The following is a 16844-nucleotide window of genomic DNA, read 5'->3' on the forward strand; positions in this document are numbered from 1 at the left end:
CATTATTGCCCGGTGGCTGTCATCTGGACTTATGTAACAAAGTGCAGCTTAACGCGGCTAGCCGCTATGTTGTGCCGCTTAGCTATGTCTCTCAGCTATGCCTCTTTATTATGCCTCCTTAACGTGGCCGAGGGTCTTGACGGCGGCAAATGAAACCAAGGCCAGCGTCGATACGATACAGCCGGCGACGGCCACCCCAGGCCAGCCCTCATGGGAGAACAGGGCCCCCGCCAGCAGTGCGCCGCCGGAACCGCACAAAAACACGCTGGTCATAAACAGACCGTTCAGCCGGCCGCGGGCTTCCGCCGGCAGGTTATAAATGGCCCTTAGGCTCAGCACTTGGTGGGTTTGTACACCGGCATCCAGCACGATGGCCGCCACGACGAAAATGGTGATGCTATGTAACGTCCAGGCGGCGAACGTGGCGGCGAAGGCCAGCGCCACCATAAGCATCGCCACGCCCGTGGTCGGCTGCGACAGCCCTTTATCCGCCAGTCGGCCGGCGATGGGGGCGGCCAGCGCGCCGGCGGCTCCCGCCAATAAAAACAGCGCAATACCGTGTGGCGAAAGGTTAAACCGCGGACCGCTCAGCACCATGGGCGTCGCCGTCCAGAACATATTAAAGGCGGCAAACAACAGCCCCTGCCATAAAGCGCGGCGGCGCAATAGCGGCGTGGTGCGAAACAGGTGCCATAACGAACCTAAAATGGCCAGGTAGTGGCTGTCGTGGCGCGGCTGGCGGGTCGGTAGCCGGAACCGTAGCAGCAGGGCCAGTCCGGCCATCAGCAGGGCGGAAAGCCAGAATACCGCCTGCCAGCCGAACCAGCCGGAAAGCAGGCTGGACAAGGGACGCGACAGCATGATGCCCAGCAGCAGCCCCCCCATTACATTACCCACCACCCTGCCACGGCGCGCTTCCGGCACCAGATGCGCCGCAAAAGGCACCAGAATTTGTGCCGCCGCGGAGAAAAAACCCACGGCGAAGACCGCTAAAAAAAACAGCGAGATAACCGGCGCAACCGCCATTGCCACCAGCGCCAGGGCGTCTGCCAGCAGTGCGGCGATAACCAGCCGGCGGTTTTCAACCAGGTCCGCCAGCGATACCAACAGAATCAACCCGGCGGCATAACCGATTTGGGTTACGGTGACCACCAGGCCCGACAGGGTATTCGGCATTGCCAGCGCGTGCCCTATGGTTTGCGCCAACGGCTGCGCATAATAAATATTGGCCACGGTGATACCGCAAGCGGTGGCAAAAACAGTGACGTGAGCTCGGGAAAGTGAGCCGCGATTTTCCTCTTGCTTCATGAGTTACCTCGATTCGCGCCGCTGGGGCGAGATCAAACCCGGCTCGCGGGAACGCTGTTCCGGCCCAAATAAAGGGGATTTGTCATACCATAACGGCTTAAACTAAGGAGGTCACGACAGGATGTCAAGCCGTGGGGATTGGGGGGGAATGTTAATCAGGTTGAAATATATTCCGTCTATGCTGAATGTCTGTTCATGCAATTTCGCTTCGCTTAGCGGGATGTAGGGGAAGTAAATGAAGATGCCTGACAAAATAGTGATCATTCACGGATTTCTGTCCACGCCGCGCCATCACTGGTTCCGCTGGCTAAAAGCGCAGCTGGAAAAACAGGGAACCCAGGTTATCGTGCCCTGCATGCCATCCCCCAGGGCGCCCAGCCCGGAGCGCTGGCTGTCGCATTTGAGAGCCTGTGTACCCTCTCCTTCGCGCCACACCTGGTTTATCGCCCACAGCCTGGGGTGCATTACCCTAATGCAGTATCTCGCCTCGCTGGGGGAGGGGGTTTCCGTCGGCGGCGCCATTCTGGTGGCGGGATTTGCCGAACCGGTAGCGGCATTTCCCGAACTGGATCAGTTTACCCGGCAGCAAATAGATTATGGCAGACTGAAGAAAAGCGTCGGGCAATTGGTTACCCTGCGGTCGCTGAACGATGATGTGGTTCCGCCCGATCTCACTCAAACCCTTAGCCGATCCCTTAGCGCCGAACTCTACAGCTTTCCCGCCGCGGGGCATTTCAGGGAACAGGATGGTTTTATCCAGTTCCCGGCGCTGTTGGCGGTACTTCGCGACTATATAATGGAATAAATCTCCGCGGAGTCAGCCACGTATCCGCTTTTTTTCAGCTTTTCGCGCTCGATTTGCATCAAACAAAAATCCGCACGATGTTCGCTCCAGGTTTGATTGAGCGGATTGCGCGAATACCGTGCGGCTTTACTCCAAGTCTGCGCCGCATGCCGATAATCGCCTATGCGCTCAATCTGCGCGGCGGCGATGGCCGCCCGAAAATAGAGCGGACTGTCGAGGTTTTTAAATGCCATAACTTTAGATCCCTTCATAACGGTAAGTTTTGAACGAGAACTAAAATACCTCTTTTATTGTTTATTGTAAACAATAAAAGAGGTATTTATATCGAAAGGAAATCAGTTATTTGTTTTTATCAGCATTTAATTTGTATGTTAAATCCAATAACCTACCCTGGAGCGGGTCTAAGGTCCTGTATCAGCGTTTGCGGCGGAAAATCCGGTGCTCAATCATCACGCCGATAATCTGTAAATCGATGTCGGCGCTGCGCAAAACCGGGTAATCCGGATTCAACGGTACCAGTTCGAACGAGCAAATGCCGAGGCCCAGAGGACGAAATTTTTTGAAGGTGGCTTCATAGCCGTTATTTTTCGCCACGACAAATTCTCCTGGGGCGGGGGTCAGTTCCGGATCGATAATCACAATGTCCCCCGGCTGGAATTCCGGCATCATGCTATCGCCGTCTATACGCAGTGCGAAGGCGTTTTCGGTGATTTCCGCGTCAGCCAAAACATACTCGTAGTTGCCTTCGACAGTGGTAATTTCGGACACCTCCGTTAGCGCTCCTGCCTGAACGTAACTCAAAATAGGAATGCGGCGCGTGCTGATTTCAGTCAGCGGCATGACGTTTTTGCCGTTCAAGAGCCAGTCAGGGCTGCAATTTAACGCCTTGGCGAGATCCAGCAGGTTTCGCGGGCGTTTGGTCCTGCCGCTTTCGATGGACTCAATGGCTTGTTGGCTCACTCCGGCAGCAGCGGCCACTCCTACCTGTGTCAAATTCAAGTCCATACGTCTGGCTTTAAAACGTGCAGCTAAAGACATTCTGTCTCTCCATGAAATGAACTGAAAATCAGCTATAGCATTAAATACAATTTTAGTTGTGTTTGACAAACAATAATTCAAGTAGTTTAATACAATTAAATTTGTTATTCGAATCGAAAAATTCATCGGGATCAAAAATGAGAGACATTCAGCAGGTTCTGGAACGGTGGGGTGGTTGGGCGGCAAGCGATAACAGCGGCCTTGATTGGTCCCCCATCGCCGCCGGTTTTAAAGGACTGATGCCGTATCGGACGTCACAACGTTTAAAATGCTGCGATAGTGACGGTTTGACCATCGATGCCTGCGTGCTGCATTTGCAGTCATTGCGTCAGAGCAGAGAGCTGGATCTGATCATGTTGTATTACGTCTACCGTATGTCCAAACGGGAAATCGCTCGTCATTGGCGCATTGATGAAAAAATAATCCGTATACAACTGCAGGTAGCCGAAGGTTTTGTGGCAGGCTGCCTGGCAATGCTGGACGTGAAACTGGATATGGACCCGGAAGTCAAAAGCTATGAGAAAGAAAAGGTTAGCGCGGTCCGCAAAACCCATGCTAGCATGTTCTAAGTGGTTCTTAAGACCGGCAAAAAGACCTCGCCTCGGCGGGGTCTTTTTGTTTCGGTGCGGCGGGTATTTTGTTTTTAGCCGCTATCGGCAAATAAATTCTTTCTGAATAAAAAGCTTGTGCGGTCCGCAAAACCCATGATAAAGTGCAATCACTGGTTATTACGACTTGCTAAATATGACCTAACGAACTCTTTAGTAAAAATGTCCCGCACAATCAAATAGCCAGATTGATTTCAACAGCAAAAGACCTCGCTTCGGCGGGGTCTTTTCGTTTGTGTCTTTTTTAAGCCTGCTTGGGGGTTTCCTCCGGCGGGCTTTTTTATTTCCTTTTTTCACCAGGCACCAACCTTGAACTTCAGGCAGTGGGACAGGCAACTCATGGATCAAAAATCAGATATCGCGACGCACGGCGGGGCATTGGTCACGCTTTTATCAAGCCTGATGGGACTCTCCACCTTGGAACTCGTTTATCTCGTTATCGCCCTTATCGGCGCGGTTATCTCGCTACTCGGCTACCTGGATAAACGGAAAACCGAAAAGCTCAACCGCCAACTGGCCCGTGAGCGACTGACGTTCGATTGGGAAAGAACCAAAGCCATCGTTGATTTTTTGCAGGGATCGCCTTCCCACGATATCAGCCAGGCCGGCGAGGTGGTCGAGAAAGTGAATAACGTACTTAAAGAGACGGAGCATTAGCATGGCGATGTCACCGGCGTTACGCAAAAGCATCATCGCCGCCCTCAGCGGGGGAGCGATGACCATAGCGGTGGCGCTGCTGGGCGGTCCCAACGGTCTTGAGGGGCGACAATACCTGCCCTATCAGGATGTGGCCGGTATCTGGACTGTCTGCGACGGCCACACCGGACCGGATATTATCAAGGGCAAGCGCTATACCGATGCCGAATGCGACGCACTGCTGGCAAAAGACCTGGCGCCGGTGAAAAAGGCCGTCGATGCAGCGGTAAAAGTCCCGATTAAAGACACCACCCGCGCCGCGCTCTATTCCTTTACCTATAACGTAGGAGCCACGGCGTTTCGTCACTCCTCTTTGCTGCGCAAGCTTAACACCGGCGACACTCTTGGGGCATGCCAAGCGCTGCGCCAGTGGATCTATGCCGGCAACAGAGCCTGGAAGGGGCTGATGCAACGGCGCGAAATTGAGACTGACGTGTGTACCTGGGGAGGCGTATGAAACCATTTTTCACCGCGGCCATTACCGAGAATTTTTTTCGCAATAATTGCCGCGACGGCCCGCCGGGCTATTGCCCGGGGGATGAGCGATGCGGGAAACCGCCGGCGGGAGCGCGGTGCCTATGAGTAATAAAATCACCGTTATCCTGGCCGCCGTGATCGTACTGCTGCTCGGCGCCACGCTTTACCTGTCATTGCATTATTACGGCAAGTACCAGGCGCAAGTAACCGCCAACACCGTGTTGGTGCGGGAAAACAAGGCGGCTGACGCAGCCATGCAAAACCAAACCCATCTCATCACTATTTTTAATACTCTCGCCGGGACCACCATTAATGCGCAAGCCAACAATAACGCTGCCGGCCAGGACCGGGAAGTGGTTATCCAGACGCTCATCAAGACTGAGCCGTGCGCTGGGGTTGCCGTTCCTGCTGCTGCTGGCAACGTCCTGCTCGACCACTACCACCAGCTACGTGAAAGTACCGACGATTCCCCTGCCGGCCAGCCTGACGGCTCCTTGCCCGCCGTCGCCGCCGCCAAATGACCCTTTGACCTACGGCGCCGCGTTGGCCTGGGACGAACTGCTGCTCACCGACCTGCAAAATTGCAATGAGCAGTTATCCGCTATCCGGCAAATCGAAATCGAGAGACAGAAATAGGGCCCCGCAGGCCGGCTTTGGCCGGACAAATGGGGAGAAATGAGAGCGAAACCGAACCATTTATATCCAACACATCCGCAGCGTGAAAGGTGACGGGTATACAGGAGGTAGAACCATTGGGCAACAACAGCAGTACCGAAAGCGGCTGGTTGGTGCCGCTGGGCAGCGGCCCCGATTATGACTCAACCCTTGAAACCCAGTTAAGCAGCTGGGTGATGGGTCTCACGGGGCTGGCGGACGGGTATGTGGTTTCCCGCTGGCAGCCCAATCAAGCGCCGGCGTTCCCGGCGGATACCGACTGGTGCGCGTTCGGCATTTCTGACATTAGCCAGGACGACAGCCAGGCGTTCGTTTCCCAGACTGACAGCAGTACACAGCTGTGGCGGCATGAAGTGATAAGCCTCCAGACATCGTTTTACGGGCCGGGCGGTCAGCAGCTGATTAGCCAGTTCCGCGACGGTATGGCGGTGAATCAGAATAACGACGAACTCAATGCACAAGGCCTGTCATTAACCGATTACAGCGCCATCAAATCCAACCCGGAACTTATCGATACACAGTGGACGCGCCGTTATGACATGACGGTGCGCCTGCGTCGCAAGGTCGTACGAGAATACGGCGTTAATTCGCTGGTGGACACACCAGTATCATTCTTTGGAGAATAACTTATGGCACAGGGATTACCTGTATCTAACGTGGTCAACGTTGATATCATTATGTCGCCCACAGCGGCATCCGGCCGCAACTTCGGCGCGTTGCTTATCCTCGGCACCTCGACCGTTATACCTATAACCGAGCGTCTGCGCCTGTATGCCGGCATTGAAGATATCGGAACGGATTTCGGCGTTGGCAGCCCGGAATATGAAGCGGCGTCGATTTTCTTTTCCCAGTCGCCGACTCCCACCCAGGTTTATATCGGCCGCTGGGCCAAAACCCTGGCTACCGGGGAAACCGGCACGGCCGAAACCCTGGCCACGGCGGTGAATGCCTGCCTGGAATATACCAATTGGTATGGTCTGGCGCTGGCGGACGATGCGGATCTCGTCGATGCGGATGTTATCAGCGTCGCCGCCGCCATCGAGGCCTCCTCTCTTAGCCATATTTTTGCCGTCACCACCGGCGACGTCGCTACTCTGAGCGCGACTTCCAGCGCCGATCTGGCCGCTAAGCTCAAGGCCGCTTCTTACAGCCGCACCTTCGTGCAGTATTCCACCTCGAGCAAATACGCCGCGCTGTCGGCGTTTGGCCGAGCGTTTACCGTGGATTTCACCGGCAGCAACACCACCATTACGCTGAAATTCAAAACCGAACCGGGCGTCACCTACGAAACCCTCACCCTGTCCCAGGCGGCGGCGGTGGACGGCAAGAACGCCAACGTCTATGTCTACTACGCCAATGACACGGCGATTTTGCAACAGGGCGTCATGGCCAACGGCGACTTCTTCGATGAACGCCAGGGACTGGACTGGTTGCAAAACTACGTCCAAACCAATCTCTACAATCTGCTTTACACCTCCACCACCAAAATCCCGCAAACCGATGCCGGGGTCACGCGTCTGCTCACCAACGTTGAGGCTTCCATGGATCAGTCGGTTACCAACGGTCTGGTGGCGCCGGGGGTATGGAATGGCGGCGATATCGGTCAACTGACGGCGGGGGACACCCTCACCAAAGGTTACTACGTCTATGCGGCACCCATCGCCAATCAGGCGCAGGCCGACCGCGAGGCCCGCAAGGCGCCGCTTATCCAAGTGGCCTGCAAGCTGGCGGGTGCGGTGCATTATGCCGATGTTCAAATCAATGTGGTTCGTTAAGGAGTAATTCATGGCAACTTATAGTTTTTCCGATGTCAGCGCATCTTTGTCCGGCCTGACCGGCGTTATCGATTTGGGCTACGGCTCGGCCAACTCCACGGAAGGCATCACGGTAACCATGCCCGCCGCCGTGAATACCGTCACTATCGGCGCCGACGGTGAAATCATGCACAGCCTGAGCCCGAATAAATCCGGCACCATTACGGTAACGTTGCTGAAAACCTCGCCGGTGAACAAAAAACTGTCCCTGGCCTATAACGCCCAGTCCTTATCCTCCGCGGCCTGGGGCAATAACGTTATCGTCCTGCGCAACCAGGCCTCCGGCGATATCACCACCGCCCGCTCCGTGGCTTTTAGCGGCGTGCCCAACAACACCAACGCGACGGACGGCGGCACCATGGCCTGGACATTCGCCTGCGGCAAGATAGACCAGGTGCTCGGGGAGTTCTAAACAATGGAATTTGAACTGAAAGGCAATCAGTACCGCACGTCCACCCTGGGCGTGTTCGATCAGCTTAAGGTATCCCGCAAATTATTGCCGGTGATAGCGGACATGCTGGGAGAACTGAAAAACGGTGAATCCAGCCTGCTGGACGCCTTGCCGAAAATCGCTCAAACCATTGCCGCCCTGAAAGACGAAGACTGCGACGCCATCATGTTCCCCTGCCTGGCGGTTGCCAGGCGTAAACAAGGAACCCATTGGGCACAGGTGTTCGACCGTTCGTCGGATACCCTGATGTTTGATGACCTGGAGCTGATGGATGTGCTGCATATCGTCGCTAACGTGGTGGGGGAATCGCTGGGAAATTTTTTTCACGATCTCCCCGGCAGCGTGACGGCGGACCCGTCGCCGCTATAACGCTGGACAGCCTGCCGGGCGGAGAAGAGTTTATTCTCCGCCCTGTCAAGGCGGGACTGACCACCATGGGTGAGATCAAAAGCGGCGCCATTGATCTGTGCGATATCGCCATGTTGAACGATTATCTCGATTTGGTGGAAGACAATAATGCGCGGATAGCGCGCTGGAGGCAGGCAAATGAACGCTGAAATCATCAAGGATTTTTTGGCCGGCCTGGGGTTTCAACAGAATGCCGATGAGAGTCTGGATACCCTCGGATCCACGATAACCCTCAATATAACCAATCTTGTCCGGGCTGCCGATGCAACCGTGCTCTCAATGGGAACTTTTATCGGGCGCCTGGCCAATGGATTGGACAGTTTTTCCACACCCCCCCTCGGGGGGGCTTTTAGCGCTAATGCCGCTTCAACGGCGACGGGCGCGGCCACGTCTTTAACCGGCTTGGCCAGTTTGACCGGCACGCTGGCGGGATTGAACCGGGCTTTGCAGGCACCGTCGTTTCAGGCGACAACCGTGCTGACGCCGTTGGCCACCGCACTGGCGCCGACACTGTCCCTTGTGCAGGGTAGCGGGTTATCCGATGCGGCAAATCAAATCGACACGGGCAGTTGGGGGGCGGTTATTACTAAGGCGGGGACATCGTTATCGGGCCTGTTAAACAAGGTTGGGGCCAGATCGCCGCAGTCTGCTGGGGGGAGTGCGGCAGCGGATCGGCGACCGACCGGCATGAGCCGCACGAGTCGCCCTTTGGCCGGGTATTCCCGCTATCAGGTTTTGTTCGGCGGCCGCAACATGGCGCTGAATACCGGCAATGATAACGGCATGGGTGACGGAGTCCAGACGGTGCGGAATGGTACATCGTCCCCCTCATGGGCTGAAGCTTTAGGGGGCAACGGGACTGCGATGGTCCGAAATAATACCTCGGATGTCGCCGGAGTTATTTTTCACGTCGGCGATAAGTCTGTTGTCGTTGCCAAAAATGCGCTGAGTACCGCCGCCGATGCTGAACAAACTGCCGCCGGATTTTCCGCGATGCGTAATAGCCTTATCAATACCGTTAAGGGGCTGGTTGGAACCCTGAGATGGCCTCTGCCTTTTGGGGATAGCACCAAGAAAACCAACGGCGGTTCCGCCAAACCCGCCAACGGTTCCGGGGCCGCGGGGAATGACACATCCAACGCGGATAACAATTCGACGTCGTCCGTCACAGCCACGGATATTGAGCAAAACAGCGCCCTTAACGCCCTTGGCTCTCCGCCGCGACCCGGCAATCAGCCTGATAGCGCCACCCAGCCCGCGGCGAGCGGCGAGGGCGGCATCGCGTCTTTACAGACCCTGCTTGACGGCGTCGGCGCGACGTTGCGCCGGTTGACGGACTTCCCACACGCGGGCCGGGATATGAGCGGCGGTGCGAAAGGAAACCTGAACAATTCCATGTCCGAGGATGGCAGGCAGGCGACTTTCAACAATTCCATGGCAGGCGATGGCGGACAATCGATCTTACACAGCGCCGGAACCGGCGACGCCCTGGGCAACCTCGCCAAAGGATTCAACGTTAATCCGACGGCATTGCTGAATATCGCCGCTCCCCGGCTCTCGGCATCCCTGACGGAGGGAACGGGGCAATGGGAACCGGGCGGGAACCCCTATGCCAATGAACCGATGGGGAGCGCCGGCGCGGCGGCGGGGGCCACTACCCTGAACCAGACCACCAATATTACGGTCAACGGCGCCGCCGCGCCCAGCGAGACGGCCAATAACATCGCGGATCGGCAAATCAGCGTCAACGCGACCCTGACCCAACTACTTTCTCCAAAGGCGCGATAAATGGATATTCTTTCTGCCCTGTTCCAGCAAAACTCGCGGCATTTCGGCCAGGGAACGACGCTGCTTATTCCAAGCGTAGTGGTGTCGGAAGATCATAAGGATAACCTGACCGTCACGGCGTTTCCGGTGGAGAACGGCGCCACCATCAGCGACCACGCCTATATGCCGCCGGCGACGGTTACCATGATCCTGGGCTTTGCCGGCGGCGGCACGTTACTTGATCAGTACATCATCAGCGCGATAAAAGAAAATTATAACCAAACGACGCCCCTTCAGCTCAGTCCGCAGGACACCTATAAAAGCATACTGGCTTTGCAGTCCAATCGAACGCTCATCAATGTCACTACCGGCAAGCGGCAATATTCCAATATGCTGATTACGACTATTGAGGTGAATACCGATGCCACCAAGGAATACGTACTTTACTGCACACTGACCATGACCCAGGTTGTTATCACCTCTACCCGAACAACCCAGGCGGCCCAGCCAGTGAATATGGCCAACGGTTTAAGCACCGCGGCGGTGGTCAACACCGGCCAAAAGGCGCCCACTGTTCCCGGTAATCCCGCCGTGACGGCGAACAAAGCCGCCGCCGGCTGATTATCAGTCCTTGGCATTCATATCAATACTATTCGGTGGTGCATTATGGCTATCCAAGAAATACCCCTCACGGCGGATAATCAGACTTTTTTTATCAAGCTGGCGGGGACCTTATACAAAATGACGTTACTGTGGCGGGACAGCGCCGGCTGGATATTGGATATCGCCGACTCCGCGGGTAATGCATTGATTCAAGGCATTCCGCTGGTGATCAACGTCGATTTATTGGCGCAATACGCCTACCTGGGTTTCAACGGCCAGCTGATGGTGATGCTGGATGACGATGACCAGCTTCTGCCGACGTCAACCGATTTGGGCAACAGCAGCCATGTCTATTTTATTAGCGCGTCATCATCTTGATGTGCATTCCCATGGCCCATGAATTTATAAACGAACCTCGCCCCGGCGAGGTTTTTTTATGGAGGCAATATGAGCGATAACTGGCTAAGAGCCTGCACGCTATTGATAACGGCGCCAGGCGGCCGCACGTTGGATTTATCCAATTTAAGATGTGTGTTCACGCTGCAAGCGTGGGAAATATCTCAATGGCGCAACGCCGTATTCAAGATCTACAATTTGTCCGACGATACCGCCAATGCCATTCAGGCTGGTGAATTCGCCACTATTCAACTTATCGCCGGCTATCAGGGCCATTCCGGTATCTTGTTTGACGGCAAAATCCGCTATTCCAGCAGAAGCCTGGAAAACAAAACCGACACGGTGGTCACCATTCAGGCGCGGGATTGCCACGATGCCATGGTTTACGCCACCATTAACCTGACTATGGGCAAAGGCTATGACGCCGCGCTGGTGGATGCCGCCTTAATGAAGACCTATAAGCCTTTCGGCGTGACCCAAGGCATGACGGCGAAAATGCCTGACACCAAATTTCCCCGGTCAAAGGCTTTTTACGGGCATTCCAATGATTATCAAACCCAACTGGGTCAACAATGCCAATTCAATTGGCAATTTATCAATGGCCAGCGGGTATCAATGCCTGACCACACCTATTTTAACAACGTAATTGTATTAAACAGCCGGACGGGGCTGCTGGGCGTGCCCACGCAAACCATTAAGGACGGGGCCATGATTCGATGCCTGATAAACCCCAATATCCAGTGGAACAGCCTGATTCAAGTGGATTTTCAAACGGCCAGGGAGGCGAATTTCAACGATATCAATTTCTTCGACGCGAAAAAACCGTCCCCCGATACCAAAGGTAAAGACGCCGCCGCTAGTGCTACTGCCACAGCGGACACACCGCCAAACTATGCTTCCGCATTAGCGACTACCGGCTTTTTTGTCGTGAAATCATTTACCTGCCAAGGCGATACCATGGGTGACGATTGGTATATGGATTTGACCTGCACCGCGCGCAACGACCTGGTGGAGCTTATCACCAACGATTTGAGTATATGCTGATGACGATTCCCGTTAATGAACAAACCGGCGAGATTGACCAGTTACTGGAAGCCCATGGCGATAATCTCTCCACCAACCTGCGGGTGGCCATGCCCGGCATTATCAAGTCCTTCGACCCGGAAACCGTCACCTGTTCGGTACAGCCGGCCATCAAAGGCGCCATCACCGATATCACCGGCAAGGTGAATTCCGTCAACCTGCCGCTGCTGGCGGATGTTCCGGTGTTATTCCCCCGGGGCGGCGGCGTCACCCTGACGTTCCCGGTGAGAGAAGGAGATGAATGCCTGGTGGTGTTTGCCGATCGCTGCATCGATTTCTGGTGGCAGAACGGCGACCTGCAGGAACCGGTAGATCCGCGCCAGCATGATTTATCCGACGCCTTCGCCTTGATTGGCCCGCAGTCGCAAAAATATAAAATCAGCGGCATCAGCACCACCGCCACCCAACTGCGCACCGACAGCGGCGCGTCGTTTATTGAAATCGACCGTGGCGGCAATGTCACCATCGATACGCCGCTGCTGACGGTGAACGGCCAGGTTCAAATCAACGGCGCCGTCACCTCCACCGGCGATCAGGTGGCGGCGGGCATCAGCCAGACCGGCCACGTCCACGGCGGAGTACAAAGCGGCGGCAGCAATACGGGGGCAGCAAAATGAGATACAGACGTGAAGGAACGGACGGCGATTACACCTTCGGCCAAGGGGACAATACCTTTTTAATCAATTCTCCCGAGTGCGTGGCGCAGGCCGTGGCTACTCGTTTTGAGCTTTGGCAGGGGCAATGGTTCCTGGATACCACCGAGGGCACCCCCTATTTGCAGTCCATCTTGGGCAAGCAGCGCGCGGATATCTACAGCCTCGCGGTGCGCAACCGGATCCTGGGCACCCCGGGGGTCAATTCCATCCAGTCTTTCGACACCCATAACGACGGCAATACGCGCCGCGTCACCTTTACCGCCGCCATCGACACCCTCTATGGGACGACCACGGTAATAAGCGAGGCATAATGGCTCTTAATCTCGACTCTCTTGGGCTGGCGGCCACCGTCACGGCCACGGGCATCACCGCCCCCGATTACCAGACTATCCTCAACACCGTCACCGGCTATTTTCAGCAGATTTACGGCAGTGATGCCTATCTGGCCCCCGACAGCAAAGACGGCCAAATGGTGGCGCTGGTGGCATTGGCGATTCACGACGCCAATAACAGCGCCATCGCGGTGTACAACTCTTTTTCACCCGCCACCGCCGTCGGCATCGGACTGGCCAGCAATGTGAAGATTAACGGCATCCAGCGGGCTGCCGCGGTGAATTCCACCGTGGACGTGCTGATCGCCGGCACCGCCGGCACCACCATTACTAACGGATCGGTAAAAGACGGCAACAGCGTTATCTGGAATTTACCGGCCACGGTGGTGATTGATGTCACCGGCTCGGTTATCGTTACCGCCACCTGCGCCACCACCGGCGCTATCACCGCACTGCCCGGCACGGTCAGCCAGATCAATACGCCGACCCTGGGATGGTCTTCCGTCACCAACCCTTCAGCCGCCGCGGTGGGCAGCGCCGACGAGACCGATGCCGCCTTAAGGGCCAGGCAGGCCATCAGCGTGGCGCTGCCGTCGCTGACGCCCTTTGAAGCCATAGACGGGGCCATCGCCAATATCAGCGGCGTCACGCGGCATGTTCTTTTCGAGAACGACACCGGCGGCACGGACGGTAACGGCCTGCCGGCGCACTCCATCTCGGCGGTGATTGAGGGCGGCGACGCCACCACCATCGCCGATACCCTGCGCGGCAAAAAAGGGCAGGGGGTCAGCACTTACGGCACCACCAGCATCACCGTATCGGACGAGTACGGTAATCCTCAGGTCATCAGTTTTTCCAGGCCGATTGCGGTGCCGGTGTTTACCTCCCTGACCCTGACGGTATTTACCGGCTATACCTCGGTCATCGGCGACCAGATCAAGGCCGCCATCGCCGACTATATCAATTCACTATCCATCGGCAGCGACGTGTTGCTGAGCCGGGTCTATTCACCCGCCAATCTAGGCGCGGTGAGCGGCGGCGCCAGCAAATATTACGATATTATCGAGTTGTCCATCGGCACATCCGCCGCCGCCGTCGCGGCCGGCAACATTGATATCGCCTGGGACGAATCAGCCTCCTGCAGCGTGGATGACATCCTTATCCAGGTGGCGTCATGAGTAAATACACCGATCTCATCACCAACTACCATCGTGGCAAACCGAATTTTGTCGACCATATCGATTTATCCACCCGCCCGTTGATTGATATCGACGGCGCCATGACTGCGCTTATCAATGATTTTGACATTGATACCGCCGCAGGCAATCAGCTGGACATTCTCGGGGAATGGATAGGCCGCAGCCGCACCGTGGCACAGCCCATTTCCGGCGTCTATTTTTCCTGGGATACCGACGGACTGGGCTATGAACAGGGCGTCTGGCAAGGTCCCTACGATCCCGACGCCGGTTTTACCAACCTGAGCGACGATGTTTACCGGGTGGTGCTGAAAGCCAAAATCGCCATCAATCACTGGGACGGCACCAACGGCTCGCTGCCGGATATTCTGAATACCGCCCTGGCCGGCTCCGGGTTATTTATGCAGATTGTGGATAACCAGGATATGACCATTTCTCTGTGGGTATTCGCCGAAACCAGCATGGATTACGTTTCCCGTGAACTGCTGGCCGCCATTCGCCAGGGCTATTTAACGGTAAAGGCCGCCGGGGTTTACGCCGGGGAAATATTAACCCCATCCGTGGATAATCAGTTTTTCGGCTTCGACATGGACAATCAATATATCGCCGGATTTGATATCGGCTCGTGGGGAGTGAATTTATAATGGCAACCAATGATTTCAAACCGTTCGCCGTCGGCGCGGGCGCCAATGTTATCGACCAGACGGATTATGAAGCGCTGGCCGAGTTGTCGTCGGGTTTTACGGCGGGCAAGGCGTCTTCGGAACAGGTGAATAAGGTCCTGCGGCAGGCAACGGTATTTTCCAGCGTTTTGGCGCAGTTTATATCGAATCAATTATCAGCGGATGTGCTGGATAATGGCGATACGGCAACCGTACTCAATAATTTTATTGCGGCATTAAAAACGAATGGCGCATTGAGCTTTTTGCAGACTGCCAATAATTTTTCGGAAATTAAATCCGCCGGTGCAATTGCGATAAGCGCGGCTTTAGCAAATCTCAATTTGGGCGACGGCTCAGCATTGCCGGTGGGCGTTCCCATACCTTACCCGGTGGCTACACCGCCAGCGGGGTGGCTGAAATGCAATGGCGCGGTATTTTCCGCGTCACTATACCCCAAACTAGCGGGCGTATTTCCTTCGTTAACATTGCCGGATTTAAGAGGAGAGTTTATTCGAGGATGGGATGATGGGCGGGGTGTAGACATCAGCCGAGTTTTGTTATCATCGCAAGATGGTACTTGGATACAACCAAATATTGAAAACAACGCAACAACCACCACTATCGTTTTAGGTAACACTGAACTGATATTCAATACCGGCGATAATAAAGCAGTGTCAAACTTAACTGGGACAAATAACACAGGTCCTCGCGACCGTTCGTATATTCGCCCGCGCAACGTATCGTTTAATTATATCGTGAGGGCAGTATAATGGCTGACAATATCAAAGCGGTTCTTGATAAAAATAATCAGGCTATAAGTGATGGGTGGGTTACGGTCTTTAACATAAATAACCTCACTCGTGAATATATTGGTAAAGCTGACGAATATTTAATGATTGGTATTGGATTGCCCGCCTCGTCTACTATTGATGAACCGCCTGCTGCTCAAGATGGATTTGCGATTTGCCGGAATTCGGCTGATGACGCATGGGAACAGGTTGAGGATCATCGTGGGGAAACATTTTACAACATAGCAACGCTGCAATCCATGGTAATTCAGGATATTGGCGCTATTGATACGTCATTGACACTGCTCGCCCCAACTACCCCTTATGACGTATGGAATGGCTCCGAATGGGTTACAGACTCCGCAGCTTTAAAAACAGCTCAAGAAAATGCCGCTGTCGCTGAGAAAACGGCATTAATATCCGCGGCTAATTTGAAAACCCAACTGTGGCAAACTCAATTAATGCTGGGAATCATCACTGATAGCGATAAATCAACCCTGACCACTTGGATGAAATATGTTCAAGCGGTAGAGGCTGTAGATACCACCGCAGTGGAAATTACCTGGCCCCCTGTTCCAGTTTAATCGATCTATATGGCGCTATCAGTTACTGCTTAATAAATTTTCAGCTTTAGTATATTCGGCCAATATTATGCCGAAACTCATGTTGTAATAGTAGGAGTAAATCAATAATGGCAACTAATAACTTTAAACCCTTTGCCATAGGTGCGGGTGCTAACGTCACCGCCCAGGCAGACTATGAAGCCCTCGCGGCCCTGGTTTCGGGATTCACCGCGGGCAAAGCAGCATCGGCCGAGGTCAACAAGGCTTTACGTCAATCAACAGCCATCGCCAGCGTTTTAGCACAGTTTATTGCCAATGCCACGGGAAATGATGTGCTGGATAATGGTGATACGGCAACTTTACTCAATAATCTCATTGCGGCGTTAAAAACTAATGGCGCATTAAATTTCTTGCAGACCGCCAATAATTTCTCGGAAATCAAATCCGCCGGTGCGACTGCGGTGAGTGCGGCTCTCGCAAACCTTGGTTCAAGCGACGGGACGCTGATGGGGCGGCTG

23 protein-coding genes and 1 pseudogene are annotated in these 16844 nt (G+C 54.8%); 21 read left to right on the forward strand and 3 right to left on the reverse strand.

Translation table 11 applies throughout. The features are described 5' to 3' along the window. Positions 1–108: 108 nt before the first annotated feature. The gene (locus HB631_RS22680) at positions 109–1308 is read right to left on the reverse strand and encodes an MFS transporter (RefSeq protein WP_213993443.1); all 1200 of its coding nucleotides are present in this window, start codon (positions 1306–1308) and stop codon (positions 109–111) included. Positions 1309–1549: 241 nt separating this feature from the next. Between HB631_RS22680 and HB631_RS22685 the strand changes: the two genes are divergently transcribed. After that, positions 1550–2113: an alpha/beta hydrolase gene (locus tag HB631_RS22685; RefSeq protein ID WP_213993444.1), complete on the forward strand. Its 564-nt coding sequence runs from the start codon at positions 1550–1552 to the stop codon at positions 2111–2113. On the opposite strand, the gene HB631_RS22690 is transcribed toward HB631_RS22685, so the two are convergent. Continuing rightward, positions 2098–2346, reverse strand: a complete 249-nt coding sequence (locus HB631_RS22690) for an ANR family transcriptional regulator (RefSeq protein ID WP_213993445.1) — start codon at positions 2344–2346, stop codon at positions 2098–2100. The two genes, HB631_RS22685 and HB631_RS22690, sit on opposite strands and share 16 nt — an antisense overlap. Before the next feature lie 181 nt (positions 2347–2527). Then, entirely contained in the window at positions 2528–3151 is a 624-nt protein-coding gene (locus tag HB631_RS22695) for a LexA family transcriptional regulator (protein WP_213993446.1), read from the reverse strand. A gap of 137 nt (positions 3152–3288) precedes the next feature. On the opposite strand from HB631_RS22695, the gene HB631_RS22700 reads away from it, so the two are divergent. The 20 genes and pseudogenes from HB631_RS22700 to HB631_RS22795 form a co-directional block, all read left to right on the forward strand. Next, on the forward strand, positions 3289–3720 hold the full coding sequence (locus tag HB631_RS22700; protein WP_213993447.1) for an antiterminator Q family protein: 432 nt from the start codon (positions 3289–3291) through the stop codon (positions 3718–3720). 378 nt (positions 3721–4098) lie between these two features. Then, a complete protein-coding gene (locus HB631_RS22705) occupies positions 4099–4416 on the forward strand; it encodes a hypothetical protein (RefSeq protein ID WP_213993448.1) in 318 nt (105 codons plus the stop codon). A gap of 1 nt (position 4417) precedes the next feature. Beyond that, positions 4418–4912 (forward strand): lysozyme, encoded by a 495-nt coding sequence (locus HB631_RS22710; RefSeq protein ID WP_275955699.1) that lies wholly within the window; start codon positions 4418–4420, stop codon positions 4910–4912. 121 nt (positions 4913–5033) lie between these two features. Further along, positions 5034–5453: a hypothetical protein gene (locus HB631_RS27160; RefSeq protein ID WP_255557222.1), complete on the forward strand. Its 420-nt coding sequence runs from the start codon at positions 5034–5036 to the stop codon at positions 5451–5453. A 231-nt stretch (positions 5454–5684) separates the two neighbouring features. Next, complete coding sequence (locus HB631_RS22720) at positions 5685–6233, forward strand: hypothetical protein (protein ID WP_213993449.1); 549 nt, start codon at positions 5685–5687, stop codon at positions 6231–6233. Positions 6234–6236: 3 nt separating this feature from the next. Continuing rightward, positions 6237–7382 (forward strand): DUF3383 family protein, encoded by a 1146-nt coding sequence (locus tag HB631_RS22725; RefSeq protein ID WP_213993450.1) that lies wholly within the window; start codon positions 6237–6239, stop codon positions 7380–7382. A gap of 10 nt (positions 7383–7392) precedes the next feature. Next, the gene (locus tag HB631_RS22730; RefSeq protein ID WP_213993451.1) at positions 7393–7833 is read left to right on the forward strand and encodes a phage protein; all 441 of its coding nucleotides are present in this window, start codon (positions 7393–7395) and stop codon (positions 7831–7833) included. Between the two features lie 3 nt (positions 7834–7836). Beyond that, entirely contained in the window at positions 7837–8241 is a 405-nt protein-coding gene (locus HB631_RS22735; RefSeq protein WP_213993452.1) for a phage tail assembly chaperone, read from the forward strand. A gap of 65 nt (positions 8242–8306) precedes the next feature. Beyond that, positions 8307–8429 (forward strand): hypothetical protein, encoded by a 123-nt coding sequence (locus HB631_RS22740; RefSeq protein WP_338091461.1) that lies wholly within the window; start codon positions 8307–8309, stop codon positions 8427–8429. Further along, complete coding sequence (locus tag HB631_RS22745) at positions 8419–10068, forward strand: hypothetical protein (protein ID WP_213993453.1); 1650 nt, start codon at positions 8419–8421, stop codon at positions 10066–10068. Before HB631_RS22740 ends, HB631_RS22745 begins: the two co-directional genes overlap by 11 nt. Next, positions 10069–10668, forward strand: a complete 600-nt coding sequence (locus HB631_RS22750) for a phage baseplate protein (protein WP_213993454.1) — start codon at positions 10069–10071, stop codon at positions 10666–10668. A gap of 45 nt (positions 10669–10713) precedes the next feature. Then, positions 10714–11028 carry a hypothetical protein gene (locus tag HB631_RS22755; protein ID WP_213993455.1) on the forward strand — a complete coding sequence of 105 codons (315 nt, stop codon included), beginning with the start codon at positions 10714–10716 and terminating at the stop codon, positions 11026–11028. A 69-nt stretch (positions 11029–11097) separates the two neighbouring features. Next, positions 11098–12090: a hypothetical protein gene (locus tag HB631_RS22760; protein ID WP_213993456.1), complete on the forward strand. Its 993-nt coding sequence runs from the start codon at positions 11098–11100 to the stop codon at positions 12088–12090. Continuing rightward, complete coding sequence (locus tag HB631_RS22765) at positions 12090–12746, forward strand: Gp138 family membrane-puncturing spike protein (RefSeq protein ID WP_213993457.1); 657 nt, start codon at positions 12090–12092, stop codon at positions 12744–12746. Before HB631_RS22760 ends, HB631_RS22765 begins: the two co-directional genes overlap by 1 nt. Further along, positions 12743–13096, forward strand: a complete 354-nt coding sequence (locus HB631_RS22770; RefSeq protein ID WP_213993458.1) for a hypothetical protein — start codon at positions 12743–12745, stop codon at positions 13094–13096. The genes HB631_RS22765 and HB631_RS22770 overlap by 4 nt, the downstream gene beginning before the upstream one ends. After that, on the forward strand, positions 13096–14295 hold the full coding sequence (locus HB631_RS22775; RefSeq protein ID WP_213993459.1) for a baseplate J/gp47 family protein: 1200 nt from the start codon (positions 13096–13098) through the stop codon (positions 14293–14295). Before HB631_RS22770 ends, HB631_RS22775 begins: the two co-directional genes overlap by 1 nt. Next, positions 14292–14957, forward strand: coding sequence for a DUF2612 domain-containing protein (locus HB631_RS22780; protein WP_213993460.1), 666 nt, complete (start codon positions 14292–14294; stop codon positions 14955–14957). Before HB631_RS22775 ends, HB631_RS22780 begins: the two co-directional genes overlap by 4 nt. Continuing rightward, positions 14957–15745 carry a tail fiber protein gene (locus HB631_RS22785; RefSeq protein WP_213993461.1) on the forward strand — a complete coding sequence of 263 codons (789 nt, stop codon included), beginning with the start codon at positions 14957–14959 and terminating at the stop codon, positions 15743–15745. The genes HB631_RS22780 and HB631_RS22785 overlap by 1 nt, the downstream gene beginning before the upstream one ends. Further along, positions 15745–16347, forward strand: coding sequence for a tail fiber assembly protein (locus tag HB631_RS22790; protein WP_213993462.1), 603 nt, complete (start codon positions 15745–15747; stop codon positions 16345–16347). Before HB631_RS22785 ends, HB631_RS22790 begins: the two co-directional genes overlap by 1 nt. Positions 16348–16454: 107 nt before the next feature. Next, positions 16455–16844: pseudogene (locus tag HB631_RS22795) on the forward strand (hypothetical protein); the annotation flags it as partial.

The organism is Sodalis sp. dw_96, assembly GCF_018449575.1.
Lineage (GTDB): Bacteria > Pseudomonadota > Gammaproteobacteria > Enterobacterales > Enterobacteriaceae > Acerihabitans.

Excerpts from the sequence above, each read along its gene's own strand:
- HB631_RS22685 (WP_213993444.1), top strand. The coding sequence starts at position 1,550 with ATGCCTGACAAAATAGTGATCATTCACGGATTTCTGTCCACGCCGCGC.
- HB631_RS22755 (WP_213993455.1), top strand. The coding sequence starts at position 10,714 with ATGGCTATCCAAGAAATACCCCTCACGGCGGATAATCAGACTTTTTTT.
- HB631_RS22710 (WP_275955699.1), top strand. The coding sequence starts at position 4,418 with ATGGCGATGTCACCGGCGTTACGCAAAAGCATCATCGCCGCCCTCAGC.
- HB631_RS22765 (WP_213993457.1), top strand. The coding sequence starts at position 12,090 with ATGACGATTCCCGTTAATGAACAAACCGGCGAGATTGACCAGTTACTG.
- HB631_RS22750 (WP_213993454.1), top strand. The coding sequence starts at position 10,069 with ATGGATATTCTTTCTGCCCTGTTCCAGCAAAACTCGCGGCATTTCGGC.
- HB631_RS22770 (WP_213993458.1), top strand. The coding sequence starts at position 12,743 with ATGAGATACAGACGTGAAGGAACGGACGGCGATTACACCTTCGGCCAA.
- HB631_RS22680 (WP_213993443.1), bottom strand. The coding sequence starts at position 1,308 with ATGAAGCAAGAGGAAAATCGCGGCTCACTTTCCCGAGCTCACGTCACT.
- HB631_RS27160 (WP_255557222.1), top strand. The coding sequence starts at position 5,034 with ATGAGTAATAAAATCACCGTTATCCTGGCCGCCGTGATCGTACTGCTG.
- HB631_RS22690 (WP_213993445.1), bottom strand. The coding sequence starts at position 2,346 with ATGGCATTTAAAAACCTCGACAGTCCGCTCTATTTTCGGGCGGCCATC.
- HB631_RS22700 (WP_213993447.1), top strand. The coding sequence starts at position 3,289 with ATGAGAGACATTCAGCAGGTTCTGGAACGGTGGGGTGGTTGGGCGGCA.
- HB631_RS22775 (WP_213993459.1), top strand. The coding sequence starts at position 13,096 with ATGGCTCTTAATCTCGACTCTCTTGGGCTGGCGGCCACCGTCACGGCC.
- HB631_RS22730 (WP_213993451.1), top strand. The coding sequence starts at position 7,393 with ATGGCAACTTATAGTTTTTCCGATGTCAGCGCATCTTTGTCCGGCCTG.
- HB631_RS22735 (WP_213993452.1), top strand. The coding sequence starts at position 7,837 with ATGGAATTTGAACTGAAAGGCAATCAGTACCGCACGTCCACCCTGGGC.
- HB631_RS22740 (WP_338091461.1), top strand. The coding sequence starts at position 8,307 with ATGGGTGAGATCAAAAGCGGCGCCATTGATCTGTGCGATATCGCCATG.
- HB631_RS22780 (WP_213993460.1), top strand. The coding sequence starts at position 14,292 with ATGAGTAAATACACCGATCTCATCACCAACTACCATCGTGGCAAACCG.
- HB631_RS22745 (WP_213993453.1), top strand. The coding sequence starts at position 8,419 with ATGAACGCTGAAATCATCAAGGATTTTTTGGCCGGCCTGGGGTTTCAA.
- HB631_RS22695 (WP_213993446.1), bottom strand. The coding sequence starts at position 3,151 with ATGTCTTTAGCTGCACGTTTTAAAGCCAGACGTATGGACTTGAATTTG.
- HB631_RS22725 (WP_213993450.1), top strand. The coding sequence starts at position 6,237 with ATGGCACAGGGATTACCTGTATCTAACGTGGTCAACGTTGATATCATT.
- HB631_RS22705 (WP_213993448.1), top strand. The coding sequence starts at position 4,099 with ATGGATCAAAAATCAGATATCGCGACGCACGGCGGGGCATTGGTCACG.
- HB631_RS22785 (WP_213993461.1), top strand. The coding sequence starts at position 14,957 with ATGGCAACCAATGATTTCAAACCGTTCGCCGTCGGCGCGGGCGCCAAT.
- HB631_RS22790 (WP_213993462.1), top strand. The coding sequence starts at position 15,745 with ATGGCTGACAATATCAAAGCGGTTCTTGATAAAAATAATCAGGCTATA.
- HB631_RS22760 (WP_213993456.1), top strand. The coding sequence starts at position 11,098 with ATGAGCGATAACTGGCTAAGAGCCTGCACGCTATTGATAACGGCGCCA.